Origin of the sequence: Thauera linaloolentis 47Lol = DSM 12138 (genome assembly GCF_000310205.1) — a bacterium.
In the GTDB taxonomy this organism is placed as follows: Bacteria; Pseudomonadota; Gammaproteobacteria; order Burkholderiales; family Rhodocyclaceae; genus Thauera; species Thauera linaloolentis.
Genome location: NZ_AMXE01000093.1, coordinates 1 through 13029 on the forward strand (window position 1 = coordinate 1; position 13029 = coordinate 13029).

15 protein-coding genes are annotated in these 13029 nt (G+C 65.9%); 10 read left to right on the forward strand and 5 right to left on the reverse strand.

The features are described 5' to 3' along the window. Nucleotides 1–1032: 1032 nt before the first annotated feature. The 3 genes from C666_RS16580 to C666_RS16590 all read left to right on the forward strand — a co-directional run bounded on the left by C666_RS16580 (nt 1033) and on the right by C666_RS16590 (nt 2665). The gene (locus tag C666_RS16580) at nt 1033–1620 is read left to right on the forward strand and encodes a hypothetical protein (RefSeq protein WP_004343887.1); all 588 of its coding nucleotides are present in this window, start codon (nt 1033–1035) and stop codon (nt 1618–1620) included. 137 nt (nt 1621–1757) lie between these two features. After that, a complete protein-coding gene (locus C666_RS16585) occupies nt 1758–2300 on the forward strand; it encodes an RES family NAD+ phosphorylase (protein ID WP_004343888.1) in 543 nt (180 codons plus the stop codon). Between the two features lie 71 nt (nt 2301–2371). Then, on the forward strand, nt 2372–2665 hold the full coding sequence (locus tag C666_RS16590; RefSeq protein ID WP_004343890.1) for a DUF3861 domain-containing protein: 294 nt from the start codon (nt 2372–2374) through the stop codon (nt 2663–2665). Nucleotides 2666–2726: 61 nt separating this feature from the next. Here the strand turns inward: C666_RS16590 and C666_RS16595 are convergent, their stop codons facing one another. From C666_RS16595 to C666_RS16605, 3 genes are all read right to left on the reverse strand, one after another. Continuing rightward, nucleotides 2727–3152 (reverse strand): putative toxin-antitoxin system toxin component, PIN family, encoded by a 426-nt coding sequence (locus tag C666_RS16595; RefSeq protein ID WP_004343892.1) that lies wholly within the window; start codon nt 3150–3152, stop codon nt 2727–2729. Between the two features lie 3 nt (nt 3153–3155). After that, a complete protein-coding gene (locus tag C666_RS16600) occupies nt 3156–3410 on the reverse strand; it encodes a ribbon-helix-helix domain-containing protein (RefSeq protein ID WP_004343894.1) in 255 nt (84 codons plus the stop codon). A gap of 213 nt (nt 3411–3623) precedes the next feature. Next, nucleotides 3624–3842 carry a PIN domain-containing protein gene (locus C666_RS16605; protein ID WP_154666120.1) on the reverse strand — a complete coding sequence of 73 codons (219 nt, stop codon included), beginning with the start codon at nt 3840–3842 and terminating at the stop codon, nt 3624–3626. A 270-nt stretch (nt 3843–4112) separates the two neighbouring features. On the opposite strand from C666_RS16605, the gene C666_RS16610 reads away from it, so the two are divergent. The 7 genes from C666_RS16610 (at nt 4113) to C666_RS16640 (ending at nt 11902) form a co-directional block, all read left to right on the forward strand. After that, nucleotides 4113–4679: a DUF2478 domain-containing protein gene (locus C666_RS16610; protein WP_004343896.1), complete on the forward strand. Its 567-nt coding sequence runs from the start codon at nt 4113–4115 to the stop codon at nt 4677–4679. A gap of 52 nt (nt 4680–4731) precedes the next feature. Beyond that, nucleotides 4732–5787 carry a FecCD family ABC transporter permease gene (locus C666_RS16615; protein ID WP_154666121.1) on the forward strand — a complete coding sequence of 352 codons (1056 nt, stop codon included), beginning with the start codon at nt 4732–4734 and terminating at the stop codon, nt 5785–5787. Beyond that, a complete protein-coding gene (locus C666_RS16620) occupies nt 5784–6569 on the forward strand; it encodes an ABC transporter ATP-binding protein (RefSeq protein ID WP_004343898.1) in 786 nt (261 codons plus the stop codon). Before C666_RS16615 ends, C666_RS16620 begins: the two co-directional genes overlap by 4 nt. A 54-nt stretch (nt 6570–6623) precedes the next feature. Further along, on the forward strand, nt 6624–8777 hold the full coding sequence (locus tag C666_RS16625; RefSeq protein ID WP_162173251.1) for a TonB-dependent receptor: 2154 nt from the start codon (nt 6624–6626) through the stop codon (nt 8775–8777). 64 nt (nt 8778–8841) lie between these two features. Next, nucleotides 8842–9915: an ABC transporter substrate-binding protein gene (locus tag C666_RS16630; protein WP_004343901.1), complete on the forward strand. Its 1074-nt coding sequence runs from the start codon at nt 8842–8844 to the stop codon at nt 9913–9915. A 62-nt stretch (nt 9916–9977) separates the two neighbouring features. Next, nucleotides 9978–11003, forward strand: a complete 1026-nt coding sequence (locus C666_RS16635; RefSeq protein WP_004343902.1) for a methyltransferase family protein — start codon at nt 9978–9980, stop codon at nt 11001–11003. Nucleotides 11004–11014: 11 nt separating this feature from the next. Then, nucleotides 11015–11902, forward strand: a complete 888-nt coding sequence (locus tag C666_RS16640; RefSeq protein ID WP_004343903.1) for a DUF364 domain-containing protein — start codon at nt 11015–11017, stop codon at nt 11900–11902. A gap of 65 nt (nt 11903–11967) precedes the next feature. On the opposite strand, the gene ahbB is transcribed toward C666_RS16640, so the two are convergent. Continuing rightward, nucleotides 11968–12540 carry a siroheme decarboxylase subunit beta gene (gene ahbB, locus C666_RS16645; RefSeq protein WP_004343904.1) on the reverse strand — a complete coding sequence of 191 codons (573 nt, stop codon included), beginning with the start codon at nt 12538–12540 and terminating at the stop codon, nt 11968–11970. Then, nucleotides 12540–13029 (reverse strand): Lrp/AsnC family transcriptional regulator (locus C666_RS16650; protein ID WP_004343905.1); only part of this gene is annotated, 490 nt, incomplete at its 5' end. The genes C666_RS16650 and ahbB, both read right to left, overlap by 1 nt.

The following is a 13029-nucleotide window of genomic DNA, read 5'->3' on the forward strand; positions in this document are numbered from 1 at the left end:
CAGGCCAACAACGCAGTACCCTTCAACCCCGGGCTTTGTCAGTAATCACTGGTACGGCCAGTGGGGGCAGGTCACTTGCGCAGCAGCGCTTATGTTTGGTGGAGTTTTGATCTGCGAAGGGGATGGAAATTCTGTTTCTATTTCGGCTTGAGCGACGAAAGATGAATGCATTATAAATAATACGATAGAAATTCTTAGCGAAATTGAATATTTTTTCATGATTATTTTACCGGCTTTACCAGCATGAGTCGGTGTATGTTATTTTGCATTGGCCGACATAACGAATTTCGTGACCTCCGCCTATAAAGCTCCAGCTAAAATTATCATCTGGGCAATTTTGGCCGATTAATTGATATGCTTCATCTAATATCGTGCCCCATGCGGGGCCTAATCCATGCCACCCAAAAACGTGCCAGTAACCAAAAAGACCTCCCCCCCAGTTAACAGCCGCTGCTCGATATGTCACTGTCTGAGGTTCATAGAAAAATAGCTCTGAAGGGCTACCTTCCCCTGCTTCAAAGTTGGAGTGGGAAGATAGTATTTCCATACTCCAGTACTCGTTCAGAAAATACTCAAATGAAATAGTTTCATTGTTGATGCAGTTGGCCCTTGAGAACATCCACATGTTCCATGTCGGGGAAATTACCTGCTCCGCGGATGCATAGCCACTAGCTCCTAAGCAGATCAGTAGGATGGGGAGTGATCTTCTGATGAGTTGACTGGCCATGCACCCTCCATGAGAATGATAATTAACTGCATATTTATACTAGCAGAGTTCCGCGATTATGCAATAGTTTTGACTTATGCATATGAAAATTGACTACCCAGCATCGCTTTAGCTTGTACAGTCAGGGTTTTATAAGTAGTCATGGCGTGTCGGAGAGGAGATTTTAATCGCCCCTGGGATTGAGGATATGACGTTGCCGCTGACATATTCGACGCATAGGTAATTCACAACATGGCAAATGCGGTGTCCACAGCCAATCGGCCTCACCGAATCGCAGCGATATCGACTCGCTCTGTCCACTGTGCATGAGCCGCTACGAACCGAAGGACGGCAGCGCGCAAGGCTCGCGCACCACCTCGATCACCGCGCAGAAGGACCGCCTGGTCCTCACCGTCATGTTGAGCCTGCAACGTGCGGTGACGGAAGCCGACGTGCAGGCCGCCTCGAGACTCGGTCAGTTCGCACTGCGCGGCGCAAACGACGCGGACATGCAGCGCAAGGCGGTTACCTGCCCCTGGTTCGACGAAGGCGACCTGAAGAAGCTGTTCGGCGGCAAGCCATACAAGGTGCAGGTGCATGGCGAGAACAGTTGCATGGCGCTGGACAAGCAATCGCGTGTATTGCTGCTTTCTGCGATGGAGGCGCGCGGCGGCCTCTCACCCGATGCGCTGCGCGCCGGAGATTGCCAAACCCGCGACGTGCCGGAACTGGACAAGGACGCGAAGCTGTCGTTTGCCTGCAAGAGCGGCAATCCGCGCGCCGAAACCAGCTTCGTCGAGAACGGCCTTGTCATCCAGCTCACCTGGGCCGCCGGCGTCGAGCCTGGCGAAGCGGAAAAGACTGCACTGATCGAATTGGCAAAGTCTGCACGCGAGTTGCAGGCCGCGAGGTGAAATCTCGCCGGTGATCGGCCGCCCATCTGGTCGAAGAGTTGTCCGCCTGCGCCAAGACCCTGCCTGCCGATCCTCACCCACCGTCTGCTATGCTCGCCGCGAGCGACGCCAATCCTGCTGCGCCTTCGGAGGCATGCTTGAAGATCAAAGCGTCTGCCAAGAATTCGGAGGCATCACACGAAGCTACGGTTCCAACCCAGGACTCCGTGTTCATCCCGGTCCTGCGTGGCATCTTCTACCGAGCGATCGATCCGCAGTTCCGTGAATATGCGATCACGGGGTCCCGATCGGCAGGGCGATACTCAAGGCCTGAGGAACCGACGCTCTATCTGAGCTCGTCCGTCGACGGCGTCGAGGCCGCAATGATCGCGCACAAGGACGCGCGTTCGTCGTCACTTGAGATTATCGAGATCGAGGTCGAGTCAACCGGCATCATCGATCTTCGGGATTCATCCGCGTTGGCGAAGCTCGGCATCGACCTGGCCGACGCCGTCGCTCCGTGGCAAGACATCGCGACGTCGGGCGGCACTCCGAGCTCATGGACGGTGCGCGATCAGCTCATCGAAGCAGGCGCCAATGGATTGATCGATCCCTCACGCAAGCGCCCGGGACTTTCGCACCTCGTCCTGTTCCGCTGGAACGAAGGCGATGGTCCGAGCGTCCGCGTCGTAGGGGCCTAGGCATGTGATATTGGGTCGGCAGTTTCACTCGGCATGGCGCTTTACCACATTCATCGATCAGGAGCACATCAATGAAACAACACCGCTATCGCGTCACGCTTGAATATCTCGCCGATGCCGACGGCAATCCGCAACAGCGTGAGCCGCTGGTGTTCGAGGCAGGCAGTCATGACGAAATTATCGGCATCGTCGAAATGGTTCGCCGTCGCGAATTGCTGGATGCGCAAACGACGGCAGCTTTTGTGGTCGGACAGAAGCTGTTCGGAGAAGCGGTGTTGGAGAATCGCAGCAACCCTCTGTTCTCCGAATTCTGGCCGCATTTCCTGGACTTCATGAAGAAGCTGAAAGGCTCAGTGAAACAATAATCAAACGCGCCCAGCAGGCGTTGGCAATTTTTGCCAAACGCGGCAAACACCCTTGCCGCGGCTAACCGTGCGGCAAATGTCCCTGCTGCTCCAGAAAATTGCGCACAGTGATGATTCGGGTGCCTTGGTGGCATTGCATACTCAATAGGTCGCGCTTGTCGCCGGTGAGCAGGAAGTCTGCGCTTACCGCTTCGGCCATGGCCAGCAGGTAATTGTCGTAAGGATCGGCGCAGGCGGTGACGACGGGAAGCCGCCCCGTCATGATGGTGAGTTCGCGCAGTTGATTGATGAGCCGCCCCGCCAGTGCCGGATTCAGCCGCTCACGCACCTTGGGATAGCGCGTGACGCGCATCAGTTCGTCGAGTTGTTCGGCGCTGCTCACCAGGTCGAACCGCCCCTGCCGCCACAGCAGGATGAGGCGTGCAGGCAGACTGGTTTCGATCAGCAGGGCGCTGATCAGGATATTGGTATCGACAACGAGTCGCACGGCTCAGGAATCGGAGCGCGTGGACGTGCGGGCGGCGATTACGGCATCGGCCAGCAAGGCTTCCAGCTCATCGGCGGAGATGCCAGCAAACTGCGCGCGGGCGTCGGTGATCGTCTGGTCGAGCACTCGCCATTTGACGGCGTCCTCGATGAATTTCGAGAGGTCGCCCTTCTTCATGCCGCGCTGCGCCAGAAGGGTGCGCACAGCGATGTCCGTATCCTTGGAAACGGAAACCGTCCAGCGGGTGGTGCTCAACATGATGATCTCCTTATAAGCACTTACCAACATAGCAGGATAGACGCCTATATGCAAAGGCAACTGATGTCGAGCGAGAACGCAGTCTGCACAGAATCCCGAACATTGCACGGGACCGGCACACCGGTGCTCCAAACGGTCGGCGTGCTTGCACCGAAGCCCTCTTCGGCTGAGTGGACGGAGACAGTGCGGACGGGCTGTGGTGGTATTGCGGAACTATTCTGATTCCTGCCAAGGATTGACGAGCGTCACGCCTGTTTTGGCATAAGCTCCCTCGTCGCGGGACACAATCGCCAATCCATGGTGCAGCGTCGTCGCAGCAATGATGAGATCCGGCTGCGGGAATATGTGGCCCACTTTGCGCCCTTGCTCCACCAGTAGCCGCCATTTGAACATCACGTCTCCACTGACCGGAAGCACCCTGTTTTCAAACATCGGGCGTAGTCCCAGGCCCAGCCAATCCGTGAGGGCGGAACGCTTGCGAAGATCTGAGGCTTGTCCAGCCCAGATTGCGCGGCCTGATTCTCAGGCCGAACTCAAGCTCGTGATGGATCCGGCACCTTGCGGCAAAACACCGCCCGCGCCTTAACCTGAATCAAGTCCCAACCGTAGTATACGGCTGTATATTTCGATCCACCCAATCATTCGCGGACTCGCTCGGGCGCCTGCGCGACGAGTCCACCCCGCTCACCCGGCCGGGCTGTCATGAACGAAGAGATCGAATCCAGCGCTTCCGCCTCGCGGTACACGGCGCCTCCCTGTCCCGCCGCGGCCATCGTCCATGCCCACCATGATTCGGTCGACGGGCTGCTTGCGGATTTCGCGTTTTCCCTGCGCAAGCGCGGCTGGAAGGTGTGCGGGGTTGTCCAGCAGCAGTCCGGCGGCGAGGGCAAGGAACACACCCTGCTCATCGATCTCGACAACGGAGCATCCTTTCCGTTGTTCCAGCGCCTTGGCAGCGGCTCGACTTCGTGCAGTCTGGATTCGGGCGGCGTCGCGGCCGCCAGCATCGTGCTGCGCCGCGCCTTGCAGGATGGCGCCGACCTCACCATCGCCAACCGCTTCGGCGCGCTGGAAGCGGGTGGCGGCGGTTTCGCCGACGAAATGCTCGCGCTGCTGAGCGAAGGCCGGCCGCTGCTCACCGTCGTCGCCGATGCCTACCTGCTCGACTGGCGCTGGTTCACTGGCGGCGGCGCAGCCGAGCTGCCGGCCAGCCTGCCCGCGCTCGAGACCTGGTTTGCCGGCATCGCCGGCGGGCTGCGGCGGCAATGACCCCGACCGGGCGCCCGTCCGCCGCCCCAGCCCCGTACCGCGCGAACGGCACATGAACGAAGCCAGCCCGCCGTCCTCCGCCCTCACCGCCGCGCTGCCGCACATTCATCTGCGCTGGGTGGTGGCCCCCCTGCTGGCACTGGCCGCGACGCTGATCGCGCTGTCGATCGGCCGCTATCCGGTGCCGGCCTGGGAAACGCTGCATTTCCTGCTGGCCGCCGCGGGCCTCGCGCCGATGGAGCCGGACCGCTACGCGCTGCTGCACAACCTGATCGTCGAAATCCGCCTGCCGCGCGTGCTGGCGGCCATCCTGGTCGGCGCCTCGCTGTCGGTCTCGGGCGCGGCCTACCAGGCCCTGTTCCGCAACCCGCTGGTGTCGCCGGGGCTGCTGGGCGTGCTGGCCGGCGCCTCGGCGGGGGCCGCGCTCGGCATCCTGCTGGACGGCAACTGGCTGCTGGTGCAGACCGGCGCCTTTGCACTGGGGCTCGCCGCGGTGGGCATCGCGGTGGGCATCGCCCATGCGTTCGGCGGCGGTTCGATCATCATGCTGATCCTCGGCGGCATTCTCAGCGGCGCGCTGTTCGCGTCGCTACTGACGATGGTGAAGTACGTGGCCGACCCCTACAGCCAGTTGCCGGCCATCGTCTATTGGCTGATGGGGAGCCTGGGCCAGGCCACCACCGGCGACATCGCCTGGGCCGCCGCGCCGATGCTGGCCGGCATCGTCCTGTTGTGCCTGATGGGCCGCGCGCTGGATGCGCTGTCGATGGGCGACGACGAGGCGCGCGCGCTCGGCGTGCCGGTGACGGCAGTGCGCCTCGTGACGATCGCGGCCGCCACGCTGATCTCGGCGATGACGGTGTCCATCGCCGGCATGATCGGCTGGATCGGCCTCATCGTGCCGCACATCGCCCGCCTGCTGGTGGGGCCGGGCAATGCGCTGCTGCTGCCGGCCTCGGCGAGCCTGGGCGCCGCCTTCCTGCTCTTTGCCGACGGCCTGGCGCGCAACCTGTTCACCACCGAGCTGCCGATCGGCATCGTCACCGAACTGCTCGGCATCCCGGTGTTCCTGATCGTGCTGCGCCGCGTGCGACGGGGGTGGACATGATCCTCGCCGCACGCGACATCCGCTTCGCCTACCGCGGCCGGCCCGTGCTGGCCGGCGCCAGCCTCGCCCTCGCCCCCGGCGAACTGGTCTGCCTGCTGGGCTGCAACGGCGCAGGCAAGAGCACGCTGCTCAGGATCATGCTGGGGCTGCAGCGCCCCGCACAGGGGGTGGTGACGCTCGACGGCCAGCCGCTCGCGGCGCGGGACCGCCGCCAACTGGCGCAGCTCATCGCCTACGTGCCCCAGGTGCACGTCGCCCCCTTCCCCTACACCGTGCAGCAGGTCGCACTGATGGGCCGGCTGCCGGCCACCGGCATCCTCAAGGCGCCGGGCGCGGGCGACCTTGCCTGCGTGCGCCGCCTGCTCGAACACATGGGCATCGCCCACCTGGCCGGACGCGCCTACACCGAGGTATCCGGCGGCGAACGCCAGTTGGCCCTGATCGTTCGCGCGCTGGCGCAGGAAGCACGCCTGCTGGTGATGGATGAGCCGCTCGCCGGGCTCGACTACGGCAACCAGGTGAGGCTCCTCGACCGCCTGGAAGGGCTCGCCGCGGAAGGCTACGGCGTGCTGATGACCACCCACGACCCGAATCAGCCGCTCAGCGGCTGCCAGCGTGTGGCGCTGCTGAGCGAAGGCCGCATCGCCGCCGACGGCCCTGCCGGCGAGGTGCTGACGCCCGACGCCATCCACCACCTGTACGGCGTCCGCGTGGCGCTGATGCGCGGCGCCGACGGCCGCGGCATCGCCTTCCGGCCGCTTGCCAGGGAGTGCCGGCCATGAAACGGCGCCCCGCATCCGGTTTTCCATGCACGAAATGATCAAAGGGAGAAGATGATGTCCTGTCGCATACCGGCAGTTTCAGTCCTGCTGTTGCTGCCCACGATGACGCTGGCCCAGTCCGGCAACGCCCCGGTCCTGCCGCCGGTGGTGGTGGATTCCGGTGTATTCACCGAGCACGAGCGCGAGCGGGCCACCAGCGCCTTCCTCATCGGCAAGGAGACGATCGAGCATTCCTCCGCCGAGAACCTGAGCGAACTGCTGATCGAACAGGGCATCACGGTCGAGGCTACGCCGACCGATCACGGCGAGAACACCACCTTGCTGCGCGGCTTCCAGACCGAGCACCTGATGACCGAGGCCAACGGCAAGCTCCTGATCCTCATCGACGGCCGGCGCTCCGGCGTGGCCAACACCCGGCAGATCTCGCTGCACAACGTGGAACGGGTCGAGATCCTGCGCGGCCCGGAGATGTTCAAGTATTCCATGGGCTCGCCCGGCGGCATCATCAACGTCGTCACCCGGCGCGGCGGCCCGGAGCGCATCAGCGGTTCGGCGCGGCTGGGCTACGGCAGCCACGACACCTCGCGCGCCGGTGTCGACATCGATGGCCAGTCCGGTGCCTTCGACTACGCCTTCGGCTACGAACACGGCACCGTACGCAGGGACTACCGCGACGGCGACGGCAAGCGGGTGCACAACACCCGCACCGACGGCACCGAACGCGCGAACTTCAACCTCGGCTACAGCTTCAACGAGCGCCATCGCATCGGCATCGACGGCTACCACTACGCCGTCGACCAGGCCCACCGGCCGTCCTACGTCGACGAAGAAGGCGAAATCCGCGACAACAGCTACACCGACCGCGAAACCCAGCTCCTGCACCTGAACTACGAAGGCGCCAGCGAAAACGGCCGGCTGTCGTGGCGCGGCAACATCGGCTGGGGCAAAGATCTGTACGAAACCTACGAGGCCAGCTCGCGCTACCCCAAGGGGCAGGAAGCACGCTCGAAGCGTGCCCAGGGCAGCATGACCTACACCTCCGAGCGCTTCGACCTCACCGGCGGCCTCGACTACATCAAGTACGAGCTCGACAACTCTTCCACCGCCCGCGGCGCCTTCCTGCAGCCGGGCGGACGCGATCCCCAATGGGCGGGCCTGGGCTTTCCGATGCACTCGACCAGTTCCACCACGCTGTGGGGCGCCTTCCTGGTCGGCACGCTCAAGCTCGACGACGGACGCCTGAACCTGTCCGGCGGCCTGCGCTACGAGCACGCACGGGCCAAGGACCTGTCGGTGGGCGACGAGCACTACGAGCGCGTTCCCTACTTCAGCGGCCGGGGCATCACCGACCGCAGCCAGCTGCCCACCAGCCGCAGCTTCGACCACGTGTCGCCGACCTTCGGCATCAGCTACCTGCCGGCCGACGGGCTCAAGCTGCGCGCCAACTACACCCAGGGCTGGCGCGCGCCGTCCGGGCGCCAGCTCTTCGCCAGCAGCTTCTACGAAGACTACGGTGCACCCGGCGACCCGCGGCTGAAGCCCGAATTCACCGACGCCTTCGAAATCGGCTTCGACATCGCACGCGAACTCTGGCGCCTGTCCGGCACCTACTTCTACTACGAGGTCAAGGACAACATCTACATCTACCCCGGCGTCCGCGCCGACGGTTCGGGGGTGCAGGGCCGCGTGATGATGAACGTGGACCGGCGCATCCAGGAAGGCATCGAAATCCAGGCCAGCGGAACGCTGCGCGATCTCCCCGGGCTGGGCGGATTGGAGCTGCGCCCGTACATCAATGCCGTCCACATGACGCGGAAGAAGGAAGTCATCGACGAGGGCGGCCCCGGGCTACTGGGCAAGTGGTGGCCCATCACGCGGATGCCGGACACCGCCATCGGCTATGGCTTCGGCTTCAGCCATGCGGCGGCAAAGCTCTCGGGCCATCTCAACTTCAACTACTACGGCAAGCAGTACGGCGGCCGCGCCAACGTCGGCGATGGCCCGCTGGTCGGCTTCGGCAAGTTCACCGTGGCCAACCTGAGCGTGCGCAAGCGCCTGTGGGAAAGCGGACCGTCCAACAGCGTCGATCTGAAGATGGACATCAACAACCTGTTCGACAAGACCTACTCCTATCTCGGCCGTGTCCCGGAAGACGCCTACGCCTACCCCGGGCGCAACATCCACGCGACGCTGATCTACAACTTCTGAGGTGAAACGGCATGGCGGCGGAGCACCGCCCCCGCGGGGCCGCCGCCACGGACAGGAGCGAAGCATGACGATCGGACGGAAGGCTGCGCTATGCAGCCTGGCGCTGGCGGCCTGCCTGTGGGGCGCCGGCCCTGGCGCGGCGTCGGCGGGCGAGCCCGCGGGCTGCAGCGCCGACACCGGGCAGACGCGGTCTATCGTCGACATGGCGGGGCGGACCGTCGTCCTGCCGCCAACGATAGAGCGCATCGCCACCGTCGGCTCGGTGCCCGTGATCAACGGCTACCTGTTCGCCCTTGGCCTCGGCGACCGGATCGTGAACGGCCTGCCGCCGCGCTTCACGCAGACCGCGCGCTGGCGGCTACAGGGCGAGATCGCGCCCGGGCTCGCCGAGCGCCCCGTGCTGCAGGGGCAGGCGGGCGGCGGGGTCAATCTCGAAACCCTGCTCGGCCTCGCCCCGGACCTCGTCATCACGATGGACACACCCAGCGCGCGGGCGCTGGAGACGGCTCGGATGCCGGTGATGGTCATCGAATGGCGGCACGCCCAGGACATCGAGACGAGCATGAGACTGCTGGGCTGCGCGCTCGACCGCGTGCCGCAGAGCGAAGACTACCTGCGCTACTTCGACGCCACGCTGCAGCGCGTCCGCAAAACACTGGCGGACGTCGCGCCGGCCGACAGGCCCAAGGTGCTGTACTTCAACCCGGGCACCATGGCCACGCCGCTGGTGATCGCCAACTGGTGGATCGAGGCGGCGGGCGGGCGCAGCGTCACCGCCCCCCTGGCCGGCGAAGGCAGCGCGCACTACACCCATGAACAACTCCTGCTGTGGGACCCCGACGTGCTCATCGTCAATTCTCCCGAGCAGGTGGCCGCCGTTTACCGCGACGAGCGCTTCGCCCGGCTTGCCGCGGTCAGGCACGGCAGGGTCCATGCCACCCCGATCGGCGCCCATTCGTGGGGCCAGCGAACCATCGAACAACCGCTCACCGTGCTGTGGGCCGCCGGCCTGCTGCACCCGGAGCGCTTCGGCCGCATCGGCCTGGAAGACGAAATCCGCAGCTTCTATCAACGCTTTTTCCAGTACGGCATCTCCGATCAGGACATCCGCTGGATTCTCGACGGCAACGGCGGGTAAAGCCTCCTTTGCCGACACGCCCGACATTCCCGACATCCCCACCGGACACGCAGGAGAACCCCATGGACACCCAGGCTCACGCCCCCGCCGCACTCGACCTCTCCAATCTGGCGCCGCCGCCCGCTGCCGCCACGCTGCGCGGCATCGCCGATGGCTTCAAGGCCTTTCAGATCCTGCGCGCGGGCTTCGCCAGCGGCCTGTTCGACTGGCTCGGCGACAACGGGCCGGCGGAAAAATCCGCCATCGCCGCCGCCACCGGGCTGCGTGGCGCCCACCTGGGCGGTTTTCTGCAAGCGCTGGAAGACCTCGGCCTGCTGGCCTGCCACGAACACCGCTACGCGCTGGCGCCGGGCATGGAAGCCGTGCTGTGCGCCAGCAGCCCGTGGCACCAGGCGCAGGCGATCGACGGCCTGCTCGCCCCCGCCAACGGCTGGTCCGACCTCGCCCGCTTCCTGTCGGACGCCTGGCAGCCGGTGGCGGCAGTCGTGCCGCCACCGGCGCAGCACCCCCTCCTCGGCGACGCCTGCCACCTCGCCCGCCATCTGGCGGCACGCCACGGCGTGGAGGCGCCGGCCCGCCTGCTGTGCATCGACGGCGGCGACGGCCTGCTCGCCGCGGCCCTGGCCGGACACTTTCCGGACACCGACATCACCGTCGCCGTCGCGCCTTCCACACTCGCGCGCACGCAGCAAACCCTCGGCGCCAGCCCGTCCGGCAACCGCTGCCGCGTCGTCACCGGCTCGCCGCTCGAACCGCCGGCGGACGTATTCGACCAGGTCGTCGTCTTCCACGCCCTCTATCCGGTACGGCGCGCGATGTCCGACGCGCTGGCGGCACTGGCCGCCACCCTGGCCCCCGGCGGCGAGCTGGTGCTCGCCCACTGGTTCTGCCTCGAAGCCTGCGAGACCGCGCCCGGCGGCCTGCGCGAGCTCGACAAGGCGGTGCTGACCGACAGCCACCCCCTGTGCCATGTCGAAGGTTTTTGCACACGCCTCGAAAACGCCGGCCTGAGCAGCGCCGAACGCGCCGACCTGGAGAGCGACTACGGCGTCACCAAGCTGCATTTCGCCCGCTGCCCGGAACGCTGAGGAGAACGCACATGGACGACACCTCCCCCGCCGCCACGCTGAAGCCGGCACCCGCCGCCGGACGGCCCGACACCCTGCTCGCCGAACTGCACGCCGCCGTGCTCGAACGCCTCGGCGACGAGGCCGGCCGGCTGGCCATCGAGCGCGCCGTGCTCGGCATCTTCTTCACCGGCGTGAAGCTCTCCAACGGCGCCGGCGGCCTGTGCGCGACGCCGATCAAGGGCGTGCCCGAAGCAGTGTGCTGCCCCAGCTCCGCCAAGGCCATGCCGACGCCGGGCAAGATCGCCGGCCGCCCGGTGGTCCAGATACTCGAAGACCTGTATCGGCCGCAAGACCTGCGCCGGACGCTGGCCATCGCCACGCTCAACGCCCTGGCCGAGACGCTGTGGCTGCGCGACGGCGGGCCGGCCTGCGCCGAACTGCGCGAGGGAGACGCCTTCGACGCGCTGACCATCCTGCCCGGCCAGCGCGTCGCCCTGGTCGGCGCCTTCCCACCCTACATGCGCGAACTGCGCCGCCGCGGCCAGCCCTTCCACGTGCTGGAACTGGCGCCGGAAACGCTCAAGCCCGAAGAGCTGCCCTTCTACGCCCCAGCCGACCGCGCGCCGGAGATCGTGCCGCAGGTCGAGGTTTTCATCACCACCGGCACGACGCTCATCAACGGTACCCTCGACGGCCTTCTGCGGCTGCTGCGGCCGGGGGCGGAAGCGGCGGTGATCGGGCCCACCGCCACACTGATCGCCGAGCCCTTCGCCCGCCGCGGCGTCACCGTGCTCGGCGGCACGCGGGTGCTCGAAGCGGACGAACTGCTCGAACGCCTCGCCGAGGGCGGGTCGGGCTACCACTTGTTCGGCAAGACGGTGGAACGTGTCACGCTGCGCCTGACCACCGCGCCTTAATGGGAGGGCCGGGTCGCCGCGGCCGGCAGCCCGCAGCGCGTATCCAGCCGCCTTCGCGCCCCGGCTCAGCCGCCGATTCTGAGCCCGGTTTTCTTGAGAATGCCCGCCGAGAAGAGCACGTCGCGCCCCCGGCAGGCGCCGCGGAATTCGCGTTCGAGCAAGGCGGCGATTTCGGCCACGCGCGCCAGCGCCGCGTCCCGCGAGGCGGCGTGCACCATCGCGAACAGGTTGTAGGGCCAGTCCGGCAAGTGGCGCGGGCGACGGTAGCAGTGGGTGACGAATTCGAGTGCGCCGACGCGCTCGCCGACGGCGTCGATCAGCGCATCGTCGATGTCCCACACGCTCATGCCGTTGGCGGTGTAGCCGATGGCATAGTGGTTCGGCACCGCGCCGATGCGCCGGATGCGACCGCTTTCCAGCATGCGCGCCAGGCGCGCGCACAGGGTTTCCTCGTCGCAGCCGAGTTGCTCGGCCAGCGCCGCATAGGGACGCGCCACCAACGGCAGGCCGTCCTGGGTGGCAACGACGATGCGGCGGTCGAGTTCGTCCAGCGGCGTGCCAGCGGCGGCAAGGCCGGGCGCGGAATCGGCGGATGGAATGACGGCCGCGGCGGCAGCCTTGCGCTTGGGCATCGTCATCAGGCCTCCAGCTTCATCTCGACGAAATACTCGCGTTCCTTCGGGAACAGGCGCACCGGCAGGCCGGTGGCCGCCTCGATGCGCCGCGCCGCGTCGGCGATGCCGCCCGGCCGCTCGGTGGCGAGCACGAACCACATGTTCAGGCGGTGTTCGCGCCGATAGTTGTGCGCAACCTCGGGAAAGGCATTGACCGCCTCCGCCGCGGCCTCCCACTGCGCCTCCGGCACGGCCATCGCCGCCAGGCAGAAGGCGCCGCCCATGCGCTCGATCTGGAACATCGGCCCGAAGCGCGTCAGCACACGGTCGTCCAGCATGGCGCGGATGCGGGCGATGACCTCGGCCTCGTTCAGGCCCAGCGCGGCGGCGACGTCGGCGAAGGGCGTGGCGCTCAGCGGGAAATCGCCCTGCAGGGCATTGATCAGGCGCCGATCGACGGCATCCGGCTCGCGCGCGGCGGCCACGCCGCGGCGGCCGCCTGCGCGCGCCGCG

Excerpts from the sequence above, each read along its gene's own strand:
- ahbB (WP_004343904.1), bottom strand. The coding sequence starts at position 12,540 with ATGACGATGCCCAAGCGCAAGGCTGCCGCCGCGGCCGTCATTCCATCC.
- C666_RS16640 (WP_004343903.1), top strand. The coding sequence starts at position 11,015 with ATGGACGACACCTCCCCCGCCGCCACGCTGAAGCCGGCACCCGCCGCC.
- C666_RS16635 (WP_004343902.1), top strand. The coding sequence starts at position 9,978 with ATGGACACCCAGGCTCACGCCCCCGCCGCACTCGACCTCTCCAATCTG.
- C666_RS16590 (WP_004343890.1), top strand. The coding sequence starts at position 2,372 with ATGAAACAACACCGCTATCGCGTCACGCTTGAATATCTCGCCGATGCC.
- C666_RS16625 (WP_162173251.1), top strand. The coding sequence starts at position 6,624 with ATGTCCTGTCGCATACCGGCAGTTTCAGTCCTGCTGTTGCTGCCCACG.
- C666_RS16610 (WP_004343896.1), top strand. The coding sequence starts at position 4,113 with ATGAACGAAGAGATCGAATCCAGCGCTTCCGCCTCGCGGTACACGGCG.
- C666_RS16630 (WP_004343901.1), top strand. The coding sequence starts at position 8,842 with ATGACGATCGGACGGAAGGCTGCGCTATGCAGCCTGGCGCTGGCGGCC.
- C666_RS16605 (WP_154666120.1), bottom strand. The coding sequence starts at position 3,842 with ATGTTTGAAAACAGGGTGCTTCCGGTCAGTGGAGACGTGATGTTCAAA.
- C666_RS16620 (WP_004343898.1), top strand. The coding sequence starts at position 5,784 with ATGATCCTCGCCGCACGCGACATCCGCTTCGCCTACCGCGGCCGGCCC.
- C666_RS16580 (WP_004343887.1), top strand. The coding sequence starts at position 1,033 with ATGAGCCGCTACGAACCGAAGGACGGCAGCGCGCAAGGCTCGCGCACC.
- C666_RS16615 (WP_154666121.1), top strand. The coding sequence starts at position 4,732 with ATGAACGAAGCCAGCCCGCCGTCCTCCGCCCTCACCGCCGCGCTGCCG.
- C666_RS16600 (WP_004343894.1), bottom strand. The coding sequence starts at position 3,410 with ATGTTGAGCACCACCCGCTGGACGGTTTCCGTTTCCAAGGATACGGAC.